Origin of the sequence: Streptomyces sp. NPDC058401, assembly GCF_042722885.1 — a bacterium.
Lineage (GTDB): Bacteria > Actinomycetota > Actinomycetes > Streptomycetales > Streptomycetaceae > Streptomyces.
On sequence record NZ_JBHXKA010000023.1, the window covers coordinates 21,515 to 40,770 of the forward strand.

The following is a 19,256-nucleotide window of genomic DNA, read 5'->3' on the forward strand; positions in this document are numbered from 1 at the left end:
AGCCCATCAAGTCCTGAGCCATTGGCGCGCGGCCGGCGCCCCGGGCTGGAGCGGGGCGCAGACAGGAGCGCAGGCACGGGGCGACGGGCGCGCGACGCCGCCTTGGCGGCGGAAGCGCCCTTGATGAAGTAGGGAAACTCTCACCGCACTGGGATGAGCTGGGAGCTGTCTGAGGGCGGGACGAGGGCAGGTCATCTTGTCGTGGCGCGGTTCGGCTGTTCCCATTGGCCTCGGGGCGTGATGTGTCAGGGGGTGGCATGGGCGAGCTGAAGGTTTCCCGGTGGCGGAAGCCTGGTCATGACCGGTGGTACGTGAACCTCCCGGATGGAACCGCCGTCGCGTGGGCGGACGTTCGTACCGGCAAGGTGACCATATTGGTGGAGGAGCGCCGGGCTGAGGCCGTGGCCGTGCTTAGGGCTCACTTCGCCGGCCAGCCCAAGGCACCAGAGGATCCGGTCAAGTCGCCCAAGTTGCAGTCGCGTCCGCGGGTTGTGGCAGAGCTTCCTGCGCTGACCAAGGAGAACGATCTAGCCCGGAATCGGCCCGGGTCGGAAGTGCGCGACCTACTAGCGGCTCAGGGTCCCAAGCCCGTGCAGCGCGTGGTCAACCGGTCTTCAACAACCACGCCAGCGGCCTGTGGGCACGCTTCGCCAACCGGCTCCGGCGCGAGATCGCTATCCGGGCAGGGCTAAACGCGGCGCGAACTCGCCGATGCCTGCCGGGTGTCCTTCGGCAAGGTCGCCGAATTCCAGAAACGCGGAGCGATCCACTTCCATGCCGTGATCCGCCTCGACGGACCCGACGGGCCGGACTCCCCTCCGCCCTCCTGGGCCAGCACTCACCTGCTGGCGGAAGCAATCCAGGCCGCGGTCGCCCACTCGTACACCTCGATCACGGTCTCGGCCGTTGCAGACCAGCCTGCACGCGCCTTCCGCTGGGGAACCCAGCTCGACGTACGCCCTATCAAGGCTTTCGGAGACGGCTCCGACATCACCGAACAGGCGGTCGCCTCGTACGTGGCCAAATACGCCACCAAGGCCGCCGAGAACACAGGCACCCTCGACCGCCGCATCGGCAACCGCGAGGCCCTCGTCCTCCTCGACGTCCCCGACCACACCGCCCGCCTGATCGAGGCCTGCCTCGACCTCGACCCCCTCTACCCGGACCGCCGCCTCGCCGCCTGGTCGCACATGCTCGGCTTCCGCGGCCACTTCTCCACCAAGTCGAGGCAGTACTCCACCACCCTCGGCGCCCTCCGCCAGACCCGTGCCGACTACCGCGCCGCCCAAGAACGCGAAGCCCGCGGCCTCACCGACACCGAGCCGGACACCGTGCTCACCCTCACCTCCTGGCAGTACGCCGGCCACGGCCACAGCCCCGGCGAGTCCGTCCTCGCCGCCACCATCGCCCGCGACATCCAGCTCAACCGCCAGACCGCCCGCGAAGCACTACGCGACCAACTCGCCCTGGAAGGAGCTCCGTCATGACCATCGCCACCACCGAACTGCTGACCGTGCCTGAGGTCATGGAGCGGCTCAAGCTCGGGCGCTCGACCGTCTACGACCTCATCCGGTCCCGGCGGCTCATCTCCTTCACCATCGGCCGGGCCCGCCGCATCCCCGCCGACGCCGTCCGCGAGTTCATCGACCACGAGATCGGAGAGGCCGCCTGATGGCCACCCAGCGCAAGCGCAACCCGAACGGCGCGGGCACCATCACCCAGCGCAAGGACGGCCGCTTCCAGGCCGCCGTGTACGTCCTCCAGCCGGACGGCACCCGGGCCCGGAAGTTCGCCTACGGCAAGACCTGGGCCGAGTGCGACGTGAAGCGACGGGACCTGCTTGCCAAGGTCGACCAGGGCGTGCCCGTGCCAACGAAGTCCGCAAAGCTCTCCGAGTGGCTGCCGTACTGGCTCGACAACATCGTCAAGCCCCACCGCAAGCGCACGACCTACGCCAAGTACGAGGTGCACGTCCGGCTCTACCTCGTGCCCCTCCTCGGCTCGAAGCGGCTCGAATCACTGAGCGTGGGCGACGTGCGGCGGGTCCTCGTGCAGCTCCAGAAGAAGACCAGCGCCGCGACCGCCAAGGAGTCGCACCGCGTGCCGCGGACCGCTCTCGCCGCGGCCGTTCGGGAAGAGCTGGTCACTCGGAACGCCGTGACGCTGGTGGAGCCTCCGAAGGTTGACGAGCGGGAGCTGTCGCCGTGGAGCCTCCAGGAGACGTTGGATTTCCTCGCCGCCGGCCGGAACGACCCGCTGTTCGCCGCCTTCGTGCTGGCCATCGCGCTCGGCTTCCGGCGGGGTGAGATCGTCGGCCTGCCGTGGGAGAACGTGGACCTGGACAAGCGGGAGATCCGGGTGCGGACCCAACGGCAGCGCGTTGGGGGCGAAGCCTATGAGGACGGTCCCAAAGGCAAGCGGCGCCGGCAGACCCTCCCCCTGCCCGGGATCTGCGTCGCTCCCCTGCGGTGGCAGCGGATGAAGCAGGCTGAGGCGCGGGCCAAGGCCGGGGAGAAGTGGGAGGAGACCGGGTACGTCTTCACCACCCGGACCGGGCGGCCCATTGAGCCCCGGAACGTCTACCGGTCCTTCACCCGCGTGGCCAAGGACGCGGGCCTCAGGGTCATCCGGCTGCATGATGCGCGGCACGGGACAGCCACGCTGTTGACCGCCGCCGGCGTTCCGCCCCGGGTCGTCATGGAGATCCTCGGGCACTCGCAGATCGCCGTGACCATGAACGTCTACGCGCACGTCGTGCAGGACACCCAGCGCGAGGCCATCGGGCACATGGACCGGCTGCTCAGGGGGCGGGCGACGCTCCCAGTCCGCTCCCATTGATGTCAGATCTGGATGCAAAAGACCCCCCGCCATGATCGGCGGGGGGTCTTTCCACTGGTGGGCGCGGACGGTTTCGAACCGCCGACATCTGCTTTGTAAGAGCAGCGCTCTACCCCTGAGCTACGCACCCGTGGATGAGTGGACAGCCTACATGCAGGGCACACCCCCCACGCAAACCCGTTCCTGTGGGGGAGAATGGGCCGGGGCAGGGGAAATGCGGACCGGGTACGGGAGAGGCGACTGTGACGACGGCACCCCGGCGGTGGTTCGGCGGCGGGCGGGACGAGAGTCGGCGGGCGGATGCGCAGGCGGCGAAGGATGCTGCCGCGGCGGCGTTCTACGAGCTGGACAGTGCGCAGCGGGATCTGCGGATCTCGATCGAGACCATCGCGGCCGCGGACGGCTCGCCGGAGGCGCGCCGGGTCGGTGAGGGGTTCGCCGCGCTCGGGCAGCGCATCGACCAGGTGAGTCATGTCTACATCGATGCCGTCGACGCGCACGATCTCGATCGGGTGGAGCTGGAGGCGTCGGCCGCGACGCGCGCCCGGGAGGAGTTGACGCGGGCCAAGGAGGAGCTGGTACGGGTCAAGGGCGAGCTCGACCGGTTCGCGCAGGGGCTGCAGCCGCTGCTGGACCGGGCCGAGACCCAGCTGGCCCGGGTGGCTCCCGCACGGGAGCGGGCCAGGGCCGCGCTGTTGGCGGCGAGCACGGCGCTGGAGGAGGTGCGCGGCAAGGGGATCCGGGCCGACGACCTGGCCGCGCGGCTGGCCGCGCTCGGGCCGGAGCTGACCAAGCTGAACCAGGGCGCCGCGCAGCACGGGGTGCAGGAGACCGTGCAGCGGGCCGACCGGATCCTGCGGGATGCCGAGGCGATACGGGCCGAGGCGGCGCGGCTCCCGGAGCGGGCGGCGGAGATCGACCGGCGGCTGGTGAGCCTGCGGACCCGGGCGCAGGCGCTGCGCAACCGGGCGGACCGGGTGGATCCGGTGCTCAGCGAGCTGCGCCGGCGTTTCAGCGCGGCCTGCTGGCAGGACCTCCAGCAGGTTCCGGAGCAGGCGGTACGGGACGTCGCGCAGGCGGAGGAGCGGCTCGCGGAGGCCGGTCGGGCGCGCGACCAGCAGCAGTGGGCGGTCGTGGCGGCCCTGGTCGAGGCGGTGCGGGGTTCGCTGGACGCCACCGACGAGGCGGTGTCGGCGGCGCAGGACCGGCTGACCCGGCTGGAGGCGGTGGCGCGGGATCCGCAGGCGGAGGTGCAGCGGACCCGGTTCGCGGTGCGGGACGCGCAGCGCCTCGCGATGGAGGGCCGCACGGTCCCCGAGGCGCGGCACGCGGGCCCGCTGGACGAGGCGGTGGCCCGGGTGGCCCGGGCGCTGTCCGCCCTGGAGGACCGCCACCCCGACTACTGGGCCTTCCTCCAGGAGATGGAGGCGGTACGGGCGTCCGTGCACGGGGTCGTGACGGACATCCGGACCGAGCGCGGGCACGGCTGAGCTGCAGCCGCAGCCGGGTCCGAGGGGGGGCCGGACTTGTCCGGACGGGGGCAGCGGCGGATGCTGGAGGGGCCAGGACCGGAGCAGAGGAGGGCGCCATGGCCGCCCACGCTTCCCCCGCGCGCCGCGGGACCGACGAGTCCCCCGCGCCGCAGGACTCGTACGCACCCCACGCGCTCTACGGGTGCCACGAGCAGCACGAGAACTACGCGCCCTACGTGGCGCACGAGCCGTACGCCACGGCGGCGCCGGCCCCGGACTCCCCGGGGATCCTGCACCGCATGATGCGTCCCGTGAACGCCCGGCTCGACGAGCACCTGCCCAACGATCATCGGCTCAGCAAGGTCTACCGGATCGGCGCCGGGCTGACCGGACTGCTGCTGGTGGTGTTCGGGATCCTCGGGCTCATCGACCGGATCGGATTCTTCGACACCGGCGGGGACACCGTGCTCGCGCTGAACACCAACGGCGCGCTGAGCGTGCTGTCGATCTGCATCGGGCTGCTGCTGTTCGCCGGGATGGTCATCGGCGGCAGTTTCGCCTCGACCCTGAACATCGTGCTGGGTGTGCTGTTCATCGCGAGCGGGTTCGTGAACCTCGCGCTGCTCGACACGAAGGCGAACTTCCTGGCCTTCCACATGCCCAACGTGCTGTTCAGCTTCGTGGTGGGCGTGATGCTGATGTGGTTCGGGATGTACGGACGCGTGGGCAGCGCCCTGCCGCACGACAACCCGTACTGGCGTGCCCGCCACCCCGAGCAGGCGGCTCGGGAGCAGCGGGCACGGGCGAGTGCACGGACGGGCGTGGGGCCCGTCGGCAGACCGGCGTAGTCCGTCGGCAGACCGGCGTAGTCCGTCGGCAGACCGGCGTAGTCCGTCAGCAGACCGGCGTAGTACGGAGGCGCCGCGCTACGCCTCGATGCGTTCGACCTTGTCCACGAGGAAGAGGAAGGACAGGGCGCCGCCGATCGTGATGCCGCCGATCAGCATCAGCGGGAGGGCGAAGGAGCCGTCGCCGCCGCCGATCATGTAGCCGATGACGATCGGGACGACGATGCCGGCGAGGTTGCCGAAGACGTTGAAGACCCCGCCGGCCACGCCGAGCATCCGCTCCGGGGCGATCTCGGTGACCAGGACCCAGGAGAACGACGCGAGGCCGTTGGCGAAGAAGGCCACGCACATGATGGCGATCATCGCGGCGTTCGAGGTGACGTAGTCGGCGCCGACGATGACGCCCGCCAGGGCCAGGCCCGTCACGATCGGGGTCTTGCGGGCGAAGGACGCCGACATGCCGCGCTTGACCATCCAGTCGGACCAACTGCCGCCGCACAGCACGCCCACGAGGGCGGCGACGAAGGGCAGGGCTCCGGTGAGGCCGCCCTTGTCGAGGCTCAGTCCGCGCTCGTTGGTGAGGTAGGTCGGGAACCAGGTCAGGAAGAAGTACAGCGTCGAGGCGATGGCGAACTGGCCGAGGAAGACGCCCCAGATGCGGCGCTGGCGCAGCAGGAAGCCCATGTCCCGGCGGAAGGCGCCCTTCTCCCGGGCCCGGGCGGAGCTGTCGGCGGTGGCCTCGTCCTCGGTGATGTGGACGAGCTCGTACTCGCCGACCTTGGGGTGCTGTTCGGGGCGGTTGCGGATGACCTTCATCCACACCAGCGCCCAGGCGATGCCGATGCCGCCGAGGATCCAGAAGACGTGGCGCCAGCCGAGGGCGGCGGCCATCCAGGCGATCAGCGGGAAGGCCACGCCGAGGCCGATGAACTGCCCCGAGGTGTAGACGGCGACCGCCCGGCCGCGTTCTGCGCGCGGGAACCAGGAGGCCGCGACGCGCCCGTTGCAGGGGAAGGCGGGGGCTTCGAAGAGGCCGAGGCCCATGCGGCTGGCGAAGAGGAAGCCGAATCCCTTGGCGAGCGAGCCGAGGGCGGTCATGACCGACCAGCCGATCAGCGCCCAGGCGTAGACGATGCGCGGGCCGAACTTGTCGACGAGGCGGCCGCCGGGGATCTGGGCGAGGGCGTAGGTCCAGGCGAAGCCGGAGAAGAGCCAGCCCATCATCTCGGGCGAGATCCCGAGGTCCTTGGAGACGTCCGGCGCCACGATCGACAGGACGCTGCGGTCCAGGTAGTTGATGGCGGTACTGACGAAGAGCACGGCGAGGATCGCGAAACGGTACTTGCCGATCCTGCGCTTCGGCAGGCCGGACGGGCCGGTGCCGGTGCCCGGCCGCGTGGTCGCGGCGGCCGGGTCGTGGCTGAGGGACATCGGTGTCTCCCGGGGGACGGGTGAGGAGCGCTGGGCAGCGCGGAGATGCGGTGCGGAGGTGTGGTGGTGCGGTGCGGTCATGGCGCGGACCGGCAGCGCGCAGAAACGGCGCGAAGTGGTCGGAACCAGTCGTTCCGGTGGCACGACTTAATAATTGCTAATTAACGATTACTTGTGCAAGTCTTTGCCTTGCCAGGGGGCACCTAGGGGAGCGATTAGGGACCAAAGCCCCGACGAGGAGAGGGGAAACGGAATGAACAGCAGCAGCGAGGCCGCGTACGCCGGCCGCGGGGTCCACAAGGCGGCGGTCGAAGAGCTGGCCCGCCGGATCTTCGACGGCACGTACGACGAAGGCGCCACCCTCGACCTCCCCCTCCTGATGGAGGAGCTCGACGTCAGCCAGACGGTGCTCCGCGAAGCCATCAAGGTGCTCATGGCCAAGGGGCTGGTCGACGCCCGGCAGAAGCGCGGCACCTTCGTGCGCCCGCGCATCGCCTGGAACCTCTTCGACGCCGACGTGCTGCGCTGGAAGCTCGCCGCCGGCGCGCCCGACTGCTTCTTCTCGGACCTCCTCGAACTGCGCCGCTCGATCGAGCCGGCCGCCGCCGCGCTGGCCGCCGTACGGGCCACCGAGCAGGACCTGGCGGCGCTGGACGCGGCCCTGACCGCGATGGCGGCGAGCGATTCCGACCCGGTGCTGCACGTCCGGGCGGACGCCTCGTTCCACCTGGCGCTGCTGACCGCCTCGCACAACCTGTTCTTCGAGCAGATGTACCGGGTGATCATCCCGGCCCTGGTGGAGCGCGACCGCGCGGTGCACAAGGGGGACTTCGAGCATCCGCACGCGATCCACCGGGCCGTGGTCGACCAGGTCCGGGCCGGGAACCCGGACGGGGCGCACCGCGCCGTGCTCGACCTCCTCGACATGGCGCAGCGCGACCACCCGTAGAACCCGTAGACCCTTAGGACCCGTAGCCCCGCAGCCCCCCAGACCCCGTACACCCCCAGGACCCGCAGGCCGCCCCGCAGACCGGCCCGCAGCCCCTGGAACCCTTAGACCCCCTAGACCCCGTAGTACCCGCAGACCCCGTCCTGCCGCCCTCACCAGGAAAGGACACCGTCAGCCGTGAAGATCACCCGCATCGAAACGTTCATGGCCCCACCGCGCTGGATGTTCGTGCGCGTAGAGACCGACGAGGGCGTCGTCGGCTGGGGCGAGCCCGTGGTCGAAGGGCGCGCCGAGCCGGTGCGCGCGGCCGTGGAGGTGCTGTCCGAGTACCTGATCGGCCAGGACCCGATGCGGATCGAGGACCACTGGCAGGTCATGACCAAGGGCGGCTTCTACCGCGGCGGCCCCGTGCTGTCCTCCGCCGTCGCCGGGCTCGACCAGGCACTGTGGGACATCAAGGGCAAGGCGTACGGGAAGCCCGTGCACCAGCTCCTCGGCGGGCCGGTCCGCGACCGGATCCGCGCCTACGCCTGGGTCGGCGGCGACGAGCCGCACGAGATCAAGGACGCGCTGGTCCGGCAGATCGAGGCGGGCTTCACGGCCGTCAAGATGAACGGCTGCGGCCGCATGAGCCCCCTCGCGACCCGCTCCGAGGTCCGCGACTGCCTCCGGCGCGCCGAGACGGCCCGCGAAGTGCTCGGCGACGAGAGGGACTTCGGGCTCGACTTCCACGGCCGGGTCTCCCCCGCCAATGCCCGCCGGATCCTGCCCCTGCTGGCCCCGTACGACCCGATGTTCGTCGAGGAACCGGTCCTCTCCGAGTACATGCAGGCCGTCCCCGATCTGGTCAACGCCTCCAACATCCCCATCGCGCTCGGCGAACGGCTCTTCTCCCGGCGGGAGTTCCTCGCCCCCCTGCAGGCCGGTGTGGCCATCTTGCAGCCCGACATCTCGCACGCCGGCGGCATCTCGGAACTGCGCCGCATCGCCTCCCTCGCCGAGGTCTACGGGGCCCAGATCGCGCCGCACTGCCCGCTGGGGCCGGTCGCCCTGGCGGCCAGCCTCCAAGTCGCCTTCACCACCCCGAACTTCCTCATCCAGGAACAGTCGATCGGCATCCACTACAACCAGGGCGCCGAGCTCCTCGACTACGTCACCGACCCCGAGCCGTTCCGCTTCCACGCGGGCTCCCTGGTCCGCACGGAGCGGCCCGGACTCGGCGTCGAGGTCGACGAGGCGGCCGTCCGCGCCGCCGACAAGAAGGGCCACACCTGGCGCAACCCGGTGTGGCGCCACGAAGACGGCTCCTTCGCCGAGTGGTGAGCCCCCACCACCGCCCGGCGGCATCCCCACCCCCCACCAGCACACCCACCCCCACACCTCAGAAGGCAGGCATTCCCATGGAGTTCGGCGCAGCGCTGCGACAGGAGCGGCTCGTCGCCATCGTCCGCGGACGGAACGCGGAGGCGTCCTTCCGTACCGTCATGGCCCTCGTCGAGGAGGGCGTCCCCCTCATCGAGGTCTCCCTCAGCGGGACCGACGCGCTGGACGTCATCGGCCGGGCCCGCAAGGAGCTCGGCGACGAGGCATGGCTCGGGGCGGGCACGGTCCTCACCGCCGAGGACGCCCAGCGGGCCGCCGAGGCCGGAGCCAACCTGATGGTCACCCCGGGCCTCGGCGCCGGCGTGGACGAATCCGTCCGGCAGGGGCTGCCGGTACTGGCCGGGGTCATCACCCCGACCGAGGTCATCGCGGCCGACGCGGCGGGGGCTGCCGCGCTCAAGCTGTTCCCCGGCTCGATCGGCGGACCGGCCTACCTGCGGGCCCTGCGCGCCCCCTTCCCCGACCTGCCGTTCGTACCGGTCGGCGGGGTGGACGCGGCCGCCGCGGCCGAGTACCTGTCCTCCGGCGCCGTGGCCGTCGGCGTGGGCTCCCCGCTGATCGGGGACGCGGCCGACGGCGGCGACCTGCTCGCGCTGCGGCGCCGGGCGGCGGAGTTCAAGGCGGTCTGCGCGTGACCGGGCCCGACACCGCCCCGGAGGTCCTCACCTTCGGGGAGACGATGCTCGCCCTGCGGGGCGGCGGCCCGCTGCGCCTCGGCGGGACCATGGAGGTCTCCGTCGCGGGCGCCGAGTCGAACGTCGCGATCGGCCTGGCCCGGCTCGGGCACACGGTCCGCTGGGCGGGCGCGGTCGGCGCCGACGAAGCCGGTGAGCTGGTCCTACGGACCCTGCGCGCCGAAGGCGTCGACGTCCGCGGAGCCTCCCGCGACGACGGCGGCGCCCCGACCGGGCTGATGCTCGCGGAGCCCAGGCTGCCGGAGGTCACGCGGGTGCACTACTACCGCGCGGGCTCGGCGGGTTCGCGGCTCAAGGCCTGCTCGTTGGAGCGGGCCTTCACCGAGGCCCCGCCGAAGATCCTGCACCTGACCGGGATCACCCCCGCGCTCTCCCGCTCGGCCCGCTCGGCCTGCACCCTCGCGCTGCGCCTCGCGGCCGAGCACTCGGCGCTGGTCTGCCTGGACGTGAACTTCCGGTCCCGGCTGTGGTCCGACGGGGAGGCGGCGGAGGTGCTGCGTGCGTGGGCTCCTTCGGTGGACGTGCTCATCGCGTCCGACGACGAGCTCCCGCTGTGTCTGCCCTCCGGTGGCCCGGCCGATGCGGCCCTCCAGGCGAAGTCGCTGCTCGCGCTCGGGGTCGGCGAGGTGGTGGTCAAGCTCGGCGCGGCCGGGGCGACGGCCTACGGCGACGACGGCTCGGAGGTCCACGCACCGGCGCGGGCCGTCCGGGCGGTCGACACCGTCGGTGCGGGGGACGCCTTCGTGGCGGGGTACCTCTCGGCGTTCCTCGACGGGGCGACTGCGGAGGGGCGGCTGGACCGTGCGGTCACCACGGGGGCCTTCGCGGTGGCCTCCCGGGGGGACTGGGAGGGTGCGCCGACCCGCGCGGAGCTGGGGCTCCTCGGGGCCCCGCCCGGCACGGTGGTCCGCTGACCCCGGCGGGGCCGGGGCGGCACAGGGGGCTGTCCCGGCTCCGCCGGTTCCGGGGCGCCGCTGCGCGGGGCCGTCCCCTACCCGCCCTTCCACCGTTCCCCGGGCTCCGCCCGGACCCCCCTGGGGCTCCGCCCCAGACCCCGCGCCTCAAACGCCGGCGAGGCTGAATTTTCCAGCCCCTCCGGCGTTTGAGGAGCGGGATTCCCGGGGCCGGTGCCGACTGCGTAGCCTGTCCGCATGCCCCGTTACGAATACCGCTGCCGGACCTGTGAAGACATCTTCGAGGTCAGCCGGCCCATGGCCGAGTCCTCCGCGCCCGCCGACTGCCCCGCGGGGCACGCCGACACCGTCAAGCTGCTGTCCGCCGTCGCCGTCGGCGGGACCAGTGCGGCCCCCGCCGCCCCCATGGGTGGCGGTGGCGGAGGCTGCTGTGGCGGGGGCGGCTGCGGCTAGCGCTTGCGGGACAGGGTGATGCCGTCGGAGATCGCCAGCAGCACCGACTCCATGCGGGGGTCCGCCACGACGTGGTCGTTGTAGGCCTGGACCCCCGCAGCCCCGCCGGTCGCCGCCGGGTCCAGGACCGAGCCGTGGAACAGGGTGTTGTCCGTGACGAGCAGCGCGCCCTGGCGCAGCCGGGGCACGAGCTCCTCCCAGTAGGCGATCTGGCTCTGCTTGTCCGCGTCCATGTACGCCAGGTCGATGTGCGGCTCCGCCGGCATCGCGCGGAGCGTCTCCAGCGCGGGTGCGATGCGCAGGTCGATGCGGTCCGCGACCCCGGCCTTCGCCCAGGCCTCGCGCGCGTACGCCGTCCACTCCTCGGAGACGTCGCAGGCGATGAGGCGTCCGTCCGCCGGCATGGCCTGGGCCATCGACAGGGAGGAGAAGCCGGTGAAGGTGCCGAGCTCCACGATGTGCCGGGCGCCGGTCAGCCGGACCAGGAAGGCCAGCAGCGGCCCCTGCTCCTGCGCCGACTGCATTCCGGCCGAGTCCGGGAACACCTTGTACGTGGTCTCCACCAGCCCCCGCTGGACCTCGTCCAGCGGAGGGTTGTGCGCGAGCACGTACTGGTAGAGCTCGTCTGTGATCTTCGTGCTGTTGCCCTTGGTCATGGGGCCAGTGTGCCCACGATCAGGCGTCGGGGGTGCCCAGTCGCGCGACTTCGCGGGTGAACGCGCGCACGATCTCCTCACCGGCCAGCACGCCCGCCTGGGTCAGTGCCGTCACGTGCGGCGCCGTCCAGCCCGCGTCGGCCAGCTCGCCGTGGCCCGGCCGCCAGGACGTGTCCGCCGCGAGCAGCAGGTCCGCGTCGAGCAGCGAGTCTCCGGCGGCCAGCGTGCTCGTGGCGCCCGTGCGCCGGGCCACCTCGTGCATCGCCGCGCTCTTGGTCAGCGGCCGCGGGACGGCGTAGATCTTCCGGCCCTGGAGCGAGACCGTCCAGCCGCGCGCCTCGGACCATTCGGTCAGCGTCTTGATCCACTCCGCGGGGACCAGCGCCCGCTCCACGACCAGGTACGCGAACAGGTCCTCCGCCACCCGCGCCTTGCGCAGCCACGCCGGGTCGGTCACGGACGTCAGGTGCGCCTGCATCTCCTCCAGCGGGACGGACTCCGCGGCGAGCCGCGCCGCGACCTGGCGGCGCCAGTCGCGGTCCGGGACCCCGTCCACCAGCAGCTGGCCGCCGTTGGCGCAGATCGCGTACTTCGCCGGCCGTCCGGGGAAGCGGATGCGCTGGTACTGCTTGCGGGTCCGGGTGGTGGTCGGCACGAACACCGCGCCCGGGTCGGCGGACAGCTCCGCCAGCAGCCCCGCCGCCGTCTCGGTCATGTACGACAGCGGCTTGCTCTCGTGCACCTCCACGCACAGCAGCCGCGGGGCCACCGGGTCGGGCATGGTCAGGCCGAGCGCGGCCGTCGAGTAGATGAGCGTACGGTCGAGGTCACTGGCTACGAGAACGGTCACTTGGTGGCCACAGCCTTTCCGTCGGCGCCCGTGGCGCCGCGCGTGAAGCGGGGATGGATGAGTCCTACGCAGCTGTACGGCAGGCCGTCGACTTCTTCCACCGGCACCCCCCGCTGCTCCGCGAGGAGTCGTACGTGGTCCAGGTCGGCCCCCGCGCCGCGCTGCGCGAGGATCTTCCACGGCACCCGGCGCAGCAGCACCCGCGTCGTCTCGCCGACGCCGGGCTTCACCAGGTTCACATCGTGGATCCCGTACTCCTCGCTGATCCGCTCCACCGCCTGCCAGCCCACCCAGGTCGGCGTGCGGTCGGCGGCGAGGAGCTCCTTGACCTCGGCGTCCACGGCCTCGGCCACCTCCTCGAAGTGCGCGGAGACGGTGTCGACGAACGCGACGGAGACATCGGCGCCGGCGAGCTCGCGGTAGAACTTCGCGCCGTGGAAATCGGCGGGTCCGACCAGGTCGGACCTGAGAACCGTACGCGAGACCAGCCCGGAAACGGTGGAATTGAGACAGGCGGAGGGGATCAGGAAGTCCTCGCGCGTGCCGTACGTCTCCACGCACGAGCCCGGGTCGGCGAGGACCACGATCTCCGGGTTGAAGCCCTCGAACTCGGCCAGGGCCTCGCTCAGTTCGCGGGTGATGGCCCCCTTGCCGGTCCAGCCGTCGACGAAGACCACGTCGGCCGGATCGTGGTGGGCGGCCAGCCAGCGCAGCGCGTTGGCGTCGATGCCGCGGCCGCGCACGATGGAGACGGCGTAGTGCGGCAGGTCCAGGCCGTGCCGGGCCTGCGCCCAGCGCCGCATCAGCACGCCCACGGGGGTGCCGGCGCGGGCCAGGGAGACCAGGACGGGAGACGGGGAGCGCTCCGCGAGGACGGTCTCGGTGACGGTGCCGACGGCGCGGGCCATGCGGGCGGCGGAGGCGGTCAGCGCGCTCTGGTAGAGCTGCTGGTACTCCGGGGACGGCTGGAACTCCACCGGCAGCGATTCCGCGTAGTGCGCGCCGCCCGCCTGGATGGCCTCCTCGCGCTCCTCGGTCGGGGCCTCCAGCTCCACGTCGGAGAGGTCCTGGAGCAGCCAGCCGACGTCCTCGGCGGCGTAGGAGGAGAAGGCGGGCCCTCGCAGTGGCTCGGGGAGAAGCTCGGGGAGGGGCTCGGTCATGATCGGCTCCTGCCGGTCGGGTACGTACGAAGGTATGACCGCCAGCAGGACCCGGCCGGTGTGCGGTGCGAGGGCCGCGAGCAGGCCGGTACGGAGCTCCGCGGTGTCCCCGGCGGAGTCCACGACGGCGACCACGGCGTCGAAGCCGGCGTCCACGTCGGCGCCGGTGCCGGTGCCGGTGCCGGTGCCGGTCGTACGGGCGACGTTGTACGCGTACCGGTCTCCGGGGCCGTCGGCCGGGTCGTCGTGGGCGGGGAAGACCAGCCGGGTGCGGATGGCGTAGCCGGGGTCGTCCACGGCGAGCACCGGCGAGCGGGTGGTGGTGGAGAAGCGGACCTCGGCCGCCGCGCCGGACGCCTCCAGGGCCTGCGCGAGGCGCAGCGGGGCGTACATCAGCTCCTCGTTGCCGAGTACGAGGACCCTGGCGGGGGCGGGGTCCTCGCCGAGCGCGGACTTGAGCCGGTCCGCCATGGCGGGCAGCGCCGCCTCCAAGGCCGCGCGGTGCGCGGGGGTGAAGCCGTGGCGTCCGCCGTCGGGTATTCGGGCCGGCCAGTCCAGTTCCACGCGGGTGATCGGGTGCGGGCCGTCTGCCGGGGCGCCGCCCCGGACCCCGCTGCTCAAACGCCGCAGGGGCTGGATTTCCTCGTACTGCTCCACCAGCGCCTGGCCCTTCGCCAGGACCCCCTCCGGGAGGGAGACCGTGCCCGAGGCCAGGGCTATGAGGTCCACGCGGGCGCCCAGCTGCTCGGCGAACGCGTCGAGGCGGTCGCGGTCGGCCGCGGAGCGCATGTCGACCAGGGCGACGACCACGTAGTGGGCGCGCGGGTGGCGGGCGTGGAGGTCGGCGATGGTGTTCAGGACGGTGTTGCCGGTGGAGAACTCGTCGTCGACGAGGACCAGCGGGCCCACGCCCGCCAGCAGCTTCGGGTCCTCGGGCAGCAGCAGGTGCGAGGTGGCGTGCGAATGCGCCTCCTCGAAGCCGCCGGCGGCCTCCACGCCGGGCACCGGGCGGCGGGTGGAGTGCAGGTACGGGGCGCTGCCCAGGCCGTCGGCCACGCAGTGGCCCAGCCCGGTCGCGGTCTCCGCGTAGCCCAGGACCACGGCGGAGGCCGCCTCCGCCTCGCCCAGCAGCTCCCGGACCCGCTCGCCGAGCCCGTACCCGGCGGCGTACACGGTGGCCGGGGACTGCGGGACGTGCTTGCCCAGCACCTGCGAGACGAGCAGGTGGGCCCGCTTGGGGTTGCGCCGCAGCGCGAGCCCGAGCAGCTCGTCCAGCCGCGGGCCGTCACCCGTACCGTCCTCCAGGCTCACGCCCAGCCGGTCCGCGACCCACGTTCCCGACCACACCGCTTCGATCTTCTTGCCCTTCTTCGCAGTCAACGGCCCACTCAGACCTGGAGTCCGGCCGTGAGGAGATCGACGAAGCCGACCTCCTCCTTCGCCACACCGAAGACCTCGGCGCGCAGCATGGTGCGCTCGGCCCAGGCCCGGTGGGGCTTCACCTCGTTCATCTTGTTCGTGTAGACGGAACGCATCACTCCGCCGCCCCCGCTCTCGGGGCGCAGGATGTCTTGAGCATCGCTGAACTCCTCGTGCGACACCACCGAGAGCGCGTGGACCGGGGTGACGTGGGCGGGGTGGATGCAGGTCTTGCCCAGCAGCCCGTTGGCCCGGTCGAGCTCGATCTCGCGCAGCAGTCCGTCCAGGTCGTGCTCGATCAGCGCGGTGCGCAGCTCCTCGACGCCCTCCTCCAGGAAGGGGCTGCGGCGCAGCTGCGGCTTGAAGAGCCGCTGCTGGCTGCGGAAGTACTCCCAGACGGGCCCGGTCACGGTGAAGCCGGTGCCGTCGGCGCGGCTGAGCACGTTGACCACGTCGGCGATCACCCCGGCGACGATCTGCACGTCGTAGGCGGTCATGTCGGGGGTGCGGCGCAGCCCGTAGGCGGAGCAGAAGTCCGTCACGCCGAGGCGGAGCGCCAGGACCCGCTCGCGGTACTTGTTGACCGTGCGGGAGATCCCGGCGAGGGCCTCGACCCGGGTTTCCAGGTGGAGCAGCTCGGGGGTCTCCAGGACGGGCATGGCGTACAGCCGCGGCTGTCCGCTCGCGGCCTCCGCCTGCGCGACGGCGTCGAGGAAGGCGATGCCCCGGCTCTCGCTGAACTTGGGAAGCACGAATCCGGCCAGCCGCGCCGCGGAGCCGCCGAGCCGGTGCACCAGGTCGGGGATCTGCTCGGGTTCCCGGACGCGGATGAAGAGCAGCGGGAGCTCCGCCGGGTCCTCGTGGAGGGCGGCGAACTGGCGTACGAGGTTCTCCTCGCCCCCGGCCACGTCGGCGTCGCTGATGGAATCCTCCAGGCAGAGGACCATGGAGACGACTCCGAGGCCGGCCTGCTTGCGGATGTCGCGCGCGAGCTGGGGCCGGGTGGCCGGGCTGTAGAGCGTGGCGCCCAGGGCGGCCGCGAGCGTGGCGGAGGGGGAGGCGGCGGTGAACTCCGCCGGCTCCTGGTGGAAGAGGTCCTTGCGGACGGTGGGCGAAATATGCCCGAAGTGACGCATGTGCTTCCCCCGTACTGGCTCGGCGGCCGTTCTAGCGTGGCCGGTAATAGTACGTACGAACGTGAGTCAAAAATTCCTCAAGCACATGAAATCCAGGTAACCCTCTTGCACCATGCCCAGGTCTCGCGATCCGGACAAGGTCTACGGGGGGCCGCATTGTCCCGGTCCCGCCCGGGAGGGCAGGATGACCGCCATGACGCACGCGATGCAGAAGGGCTCCAACATCCCCGTGGCCGCCTTGGCGGTCCGCGCGGTGCTGCGCTGGACCGCGGGGCCCGACGTGCCCGACGTGGACGCCTCCGCGCTGCTCGTGGGGGCGGACGGGCGCGTGCGCTCGGACGAGGACTTCGTCTTCTACAACCAGCCCCGCCACCCCTCCGGGGCCGTCTGGCGGCTCGGGAAGAAGCAGCTCGGCGACGGGATCACCGACGCCGTCCAGGCGGACCTGCGGGCCGTCACCCCGGCCGTGGACCGGATCCTCGTCGTCGCCTCCGCCGAGGACGTCCCCTTCGAGCGGGTCCACGACCTGCGGATCCTGCTCTACGACGCCACCGCGACCGGCGGCTCCGAACCGCTGGCCTACTTCGACGTGCGGCCGGAGACGGGCGCCGAGACGGCGCTGATCTGCGGCGAGCTGTACCGGCGGGCGGACGCGTGGAAGTTCCGCGCGCTCGGCGAGGGCTACTCCAACGGGCTCGTCGGGCTGGCCACCGACCACGGGATCTCCGTGGACGAGAACGCCCCCGAGGCCCACGAACAGGGCCAGGGACCGGGTCAGGGACAGCCCCAGGGACCGGGACAGGCCTCCCCCGCGACCCCGGCGCCGCCCACCCAGGCCCCGCCGGTCGCGCAGCCCGCCTACGGCTATCCGCAGCCGGTGGCGCAGGCCCCGGTGCCGGTGCCGGCTCCGGGCGGGGACCCGTCCTTCCGGCTGCCCGCGCAGGGCCCGCAGTTCATCCGCCGGTGACCGGCGGCGGTACGGGGCTGCCCGGTCCGTACGGCCGGCCCGGGTCCCCTGGGCTGCCCGGGCGTCCCGGCCGGCCCCGTCAGGTCTTGGTCTTGTAGCCCCGCCCCCACTGGAGGCCCCACCCGTACAGCCGGTCCAGCTCGGCCTGGAACCCGTACACGAAGGTGACCTCGCGCCGCACGATCAGTTCTCCCTTGACGTTCTCCAGGGAGACGACCGCGCAGGAGCGGGCGTGCGGGTGGCGCTCCTCCAGGGGGATCTCGATGCGCGGCCCGGTGATCGGGTAGAGGGTGACCAGGGCGTGCGTCCGGTCGAAGGCCGGGGTCTGGTCGTAGATGTAGACGAAGACCAGGAGCCGTTTGATCTCCTCGGCGTGGTCGAGATTGACGAAGATCGTCTCCCCGGAGGGCGCCCCGAACCGGTCGTCCCCGCTGAGCTTCACGTACGGCGGGCTGTTGATGTCCCCGTGCAGGTTCCCCAGCGGCTGGACGACGCCCCTGGTTCCGTCGGTCAGCTCGTAGAGGCAGCCGATGTCGAGGTCGACGTTGACCATGCCCTGGGTGTGCGCCTGCACCATGTCCGGTTTGAACAGCTTGAACGGATGCCGGAACAGCTGCCCGCTCTGGCCGGCGCTGCGGCCGCCTATGTCCGAGGTGCGCATCCGCCAGGAGAGGTTCACGCGCAGATTGCCGTGCACCGCCCCCTGTTTGGTGAGCGATACCGTCGGATGGCGTTTGGTCAGCTCGATCGCGTTCGACGAGGCACTGCCCGACTGGAACTGCGTGCCGCGACTGCCCCTGATGCCGTCGAAGAATCCCATTCCCCACAACCCCCTTGTCCCTTGGCGCGCTCGGTCCCCTGCCGGCACGCCGTTGTCCCGACATGCGGACGGGGCGGTCCGGTGGGTCCGTGGACCCTCCGGACCGCCCCGCACTTGAGCGTTCCGCATTACCGCCGCGATCATGCCTCGGCGGTGGAACCCTCCAGTTCCAGGCGCTTGTTGCGGCGCACCGAGGACCAGAAGGACCATCCGATCAGGACGACGCCGACCAGGCCGGTGATGACCTCGTTGATCTCGTACTGGATGGTGACGAGCAGGATGACGGCGAGCGCGCCGATGGCGTAGTGGGCGCCGTGCTCCAGGTAGACGTAGTCGTCGAGGGTGCCCTGGCGGACCAGGTAGACCGTCAGCGAACGGACGTACATGGCACCGATGCCGAGGCCGAGCGCCATGATCACGATGTCGCTGGTGATGGCGAAGGCGCCGATGACCCCGTCGAAGGAGAAGGAGGCGTCGAGGACTTCGAGGTAGAGGAACATGAAGAACGCGGCCTTGCCGGCCATGGCGACGACCGAGACGGGTTTGCCGCTCTTCTTCGCCTCTTCCTCCAACTCGTGTTCGTGCTCCTCCTCTTCCTCCAGCTTGTTCTCGAAGTAGCCGGAGAGGCCGCCGACGATCATGTAGGTGATCAGGCCGAGGATGCCGGAGATCAGGACGGTCTGCGCCTTGTCCACGTGCACGCCGCCGTGCTGGTGGGCGTTGACGGCGAAGGTCATCGCGGTGACGACCAGGACGATCAGCGCGATGCACGCCGACAGCATGTCGATCTTGCCGAGCTTGGCGAGCGGACGCTCCAGCCACGCGAGCCACTTGATGTCCCGGTCCTCGAAGATGAAGTCGAGGAAGATCATCAGCAGGAACATGCCACCGAAGGCGGCGATGGACGGGTGGGCGTCCGTGACGAGCTGCTTGTAGTGCTCGGGCTCGGACACCGCGAGGTCGACGGCGTCGATCGGCCCGATCTTGGCGCTGATCGCCACGATCACGATCGGGAAGACCAGGCGCATGCCGAACACGGCGATGAGAACACCGACGGTGAGGAAGATCTTCTGCCAGAAGGCATTCATCTTCTTCAGGATTCCGGCGTTGACCACCGCATTGTCGAAGGACAGCGAGATCTCAAGGATGGTCAGGATCGCAACGACCCCGAAGGCCTCCCACCCCCCGTAGAGCACCGCTGCGACCAGTCCGAGCGCAGTGACTGCGAACGACCAGCCGAAGGTTTTCAGAACCACTGGCATCCC

General features: G+C 71.4%; 17 protein-coding genes, 1 tRNA gene and 1 pseudogene. 11 read left to right on the plus strand and 8 right to left on the minus strand.

Features of this window, described 5'->3' with window-relative positions; genetic code table 11:
* Positions 1 to 607: 607 nt before the first annotated feature.
* The 3 genes and pseudogenes from ACFWNV_RS11485 to ACFWNV_RS11495 form a co-directional block, all read left to right on the plus strand.
* Positions 608 to 1,487, plus strand: a pseudogene (locus ACFWNV_RS11485) (replication initiator); the annotation flags it as partial.
* Positions 1,484 to 1,672 (plus strand): helix-turn-helix domain-containing protein, encoded by a 189-nt coding sequence (locus tag ACFWNV_RS11490; RefSeq protein WP_383944132.1) that lies wholly within the window; start codon positions 1,484 to 1,486, stop codon positions 1,670 to 1,672. The pseudogene ACFWNV_RS11485 and the gene ACFWNV_RS11490, both read left to right, overlap by 4 nt.
* Positions 1,672 to 2,838 (plus strand): tyrosine-type recombinase/integrase, encoded by a 1,167-nt coding sequence (locus ACFWNV_RS11495; RefSeq protein WP_383944135.1) that lies wholly within the window; start codon positions 1,672 to 1,674, stop codon positions 2,836 to 2,838. Before ACFWNV_RS11490 ends, ACFWNV_RS11495 begins: the two co-directional genes overlap by 1 nt.
* A gap of 55 nt (positions 2,839 to 2,893) precedes the next feature.
* Here the strand turns inward: ACFWNV_RS11495 and ACFWNV_RS11500 are convergent.
* Positions 2,894 to 2,968: transfer RNA gene (locus tag ACFWNV_RS11500), tRNA-Val, on the minus strand.
* A gap of 112 nt (positions 2,969 to 3,080) precedes the next feature.
* Between ACFWNV_RS11500 and ACFWNV_RS11505 the strand changes: the two genes are divergently transcribed.
* Positions 3,081 to 4,328, plus strand: coding sequence for a hypothetical protein (locus ACFWNV_RS11505; protein WP_383944138.1), 1,248 nt, complete (start codon positions 3,081 to 3,083; stop codon positions 4,326 to 4,328).
* 281 nt (positions 4,329 to 4,609) lie between these two features.
* Positions 4,610 to 5,158: a DUF4383 domain-containing protein gene (locus ACFWNV_RS11510; RefSeq protein WP_383944256.1), complete on the plus strand. Its 549-nt coding sequence runs from the start codon at positions 4,610 to 4,612 to the stop codon at positions 5,156 to 5,158.
* A 78-nt stretch (positions 5,159 to 5,236) separates the two neighbouring features.
* Here the strand turns inward: ACFWNV_RS11510 and ACFWNV_RS11515 are convergent, their stop codons facing one another.
* A complete protein-coding gene (locus ACFWNV_RS11515) occupies positions 5,237 to 6,589 on the minus strand; it encodes an MFS transporter (RefSeq protein WP_383944140.1) in 1,353 nt (450 codons plus the stop codon).
* A 253-nt stretch (positions 6,590 to 6,842) separates the two neighbouring features.
* On the opposite strand from ACFWNV_RS11515, the gene ACFWNV_RS11520 reads away from it, so the two are divergent.
* The 5 genes from ACFWNV_RS11520 to ACFWNV_RS11540 all read left to right on the plus strand — a co-directional run bounded on the left by ACFWNV_RS11520 (position 6,843) and on the right by ACFWNV_RS11540 (position 10,983).
* The gene (locus tag ACFWNV_RS11520; protein ID WP_383944143.1) at positions 6,843 to 7,538 is read left to right on the plus strand and encodes a FadR/GntR family transcriptional regulator; all 696 of its coding nucleotides are present in this window, start codon (positions 6,843 to 6,845) and stop codon (positions 7,536 to 7,538) included.
* Positions 7,539 to 7,715: 177 nt separating this feature from the next.
* Positions 7,716 to 8,861, plus strand: coding sequence for a galactonate dehydratase (gene dgoD, locus ACFWNV_RS11525; RefSeq protein WP_383944145.1), 1,146 nt, complete (start codon positions 7,716 to 7,718; stop codon positions 8,859 to 8,861).
* A 77-nt stretch (positions 8,862 to 8,938) separates the two neighbouring features.
* Complete coding sequence (locus tag ACFWNV_RS11530) at positions 8,939 to 9,556, plus strand: bifunctional 4-hydroxy-2-oxoglutarate aldolase/2-dehydro-3-deoxy-phosphogluconate aldolase (RefSeq protein ID WP_383944148.1); 618 nt, start codon at positions 8,939 to 8,941, stop codon at positions 9,554 to 9,556.
* Positions 9,553 to 10,530 carry a sugar kinase gene (locus ACFWNV_RS11535; RefSeq protein ID WP_383944151.1) on the plus strand — a complete coding sequence of 326 codons (978 nt, stop codon included), beginning with the start codon at positions 9,553 to 9,555 and terminating at the stop codon, positions 10,528 to 10,530. The genes ACFWNV_RS11530 and ACFWNV_RS11535 overlap by 4 nt, the downstream gene beginning before the upstream one ends.
* A gap of 237 nt (positions 10,531 to 10,767) precedes the next feature.
* Entirely contained in the window at positions 10,768 to 10,983 is a 216-nt protein-coding gene (locus tag ACFWNV_RS11540) for a zinc ribbon domain-containing protein (RefSeq protein ID WP_383944154.1), read from the plus strand.
* Here ACFWNV_RS11540 and ACFWNV_RS11545 read toward each other — a convergent pair.
* Genes ACFWNV_RS11545 through ACFWNV_RS11560 form a run of 4 tightly spaced genes read right to left on the minus strand, consistent with a single transcriptional unit; the run spans position 10,980 to position 16,204 of the window.
* Positions 10,980 to 11,639 carry an O-methyltransferase gene (locus ACFWNV_RS11545; protein WP_383944157.1) on the minus strand — a complete coding sequence of 220 codons (660 nt, stop codon included), beginning with the start codon at positions 11,637 to 11,639 and terminating at the stop codon, positions 10,980 to 10,982. The two genes, ACFWNV_RS11540 and ACFWNV_RS11545, sit on opposite strands and share 4 nt — an antisense overlap.
* 19 nt (positions 11,640 to 11,658) lie before the next feature.
* Entirely contained in the window at positions 11,659 to 12,489 is an 831-nt protein-coding gene (locus ACFWNV_RS11550; protein WP_383944160.1) for an HAD family hydrolase, read from the minus strand.
* Complete coding sequence (locus ACFWNV_RS11555) at positions 12,486 to 15,005, minus strand: phosphoribosyltransferase (protein WP_383944258.1); 2,520 nt, start codon at positions 15,003 to 15,005, stop codon at positions 12,486 to 12,488. The genes ACFWNV_RS11550 and ACFWNV_RS11555 overlap by 4 nt, the downstream gene beginning before the upstream one ends.
* Positions 15,006 to 15,037: 32 nt before the next feature.
* Positions 15,038 to 16,204 (minus strand): HpcH/HpaI aldolase/citrate lyase family protein, encoded by a 1,167-nt coding sequence (locus tag ACFWNV_RS11560; RefSeq protein WP_383944162.1) that lies wholly within the window; start codon positions 16,202 to 16,204, stop codon positions 15,038 to 15,040.
* Positions 16,205 to 16,397: 193 nt separating this feature from the next.
* On the opposite strand from ACFWNV_RS11560, the gene ACFWNV_RS11565 reads away from it, so the two are divergent.
* Entirely contained in the window at positions 16,398 to 17,171 is a 774-nt protein-coding gene (locus ACFWNV_RS11565) for a TerD family protein (RefSeq protein ID WP_383944261.1), read from the plus strand.
* Positions 17,172 to 17,250: 79 nt separating this feature from the next.
* Here the strand turns inward: ACFWNV_RS11565 and ACFWNV_RS11570 are convergent, their stop codons facing one another.
* A complete protein-coding gene (locus ACFWNV_RS11570; protein ID WP_250745558.1) occupies positions 17,251 to 17,991 on the minus strand; it encodes a Tellurium resistance in 741 nt (246 codons plus the stop codon).
* 140 nt (positions 17,992 to 18,131) lie between these two features.
* The gene (locus ACFWNV_RS11575; protein ID WP_383944264.1) at positions 18,132 to 19,247 is read right to left on the minus strand and encodes a DUF475 domain-containing protein; all 1,116 of its coding nucleotides are present in this window, start codon (positions 19,245 to 19,247) and stop codon (positions 18,132 to 18,134) included.
* Positions 19,248 to 19,256 lie beyond the last annotated feature (9 nt).

Bases quoted from the DNA above. Each gene is read 5' to 3' on its own strand.
- ACFWNV_RS11490 (WP_383944132.1), top strand. From the start codon at position 1,484: ATGACCATCGCCACCACCGAACTGCTGACCGTGCCTGAGGTCATGGAG.
- ACFWNV_RS11495 (WP_383944135.1), top strand. From the start codon at position 1,672: ATGGCCACCCAGCGCAAGCGCAACCCGAACGGCGCGGGCACCATCACC.
- ACFWNV_RS11510 (WP_383944256.1), top strand. From the start codon at position 4,610: ATGATGCGTCCCGTGAACGCCCGGCTCGACGAGCACCTGCCCAACGAT.
- ACFWNV_RS11515 (WP_383944140.1), bottom strand. From the start codon at position 6,589: ATGTCCCTCAGCCACGACCCGGCCGCCGCGACCACGCGGCCGGGCACC.
- ACFWNV_RS11520 (WP_383944143.1), top strand. From the start codon at position 6,843: ATGAACAGCAGCAGCGAGGCCGCGTACGCCGGCCGCGGGGTCCACAAG.
- ACFWNV_RS11530 (WP_383944148.1), top strand. From the start codon at position 8,939: ATGGAGTTCGGCGCAGCGCTGCGACAGGAGCGGCTCGTCGCCATCGTC.
- ACFWNV_RS11540 (WP_383944154.1), top strand. From the start codon at position 10,768: ATGCCCCGTTACGAATACCGCTGCCGGACCTGTGAAGACATCTTCGAG.
- ACFWNV_RS11545 (WP_383944157.1), bottom strand. From the start codon at position 11,639: ATGACCAAGGGCAACAGCACGAAGATCACAGACGAGCTCTACCAGTAC.
- ACFWNV_RS11560 (WP_383944162.1), bottom strand. From the start codon at position 16,204: ATGCGTCACTTCGGGCATATTTCGCCCACCGTCCGCAAGGACCTCTTC.
- ACFWNV_RS11565 (WP_383944261.1), top strand. From the start codon at position 16,398: ATGACGCACGCGATGCAGAAGGGCTCCAACATCCCCGTGGCCGCCTTG.
- ACFWNV_RS11570 (WP_250745558.1), bottom strand. From the start codon at position 17,991: ATGGGATTCTTCGACGGCATCAGGGGCAGTCGCGGCACGCAGTTCCAG.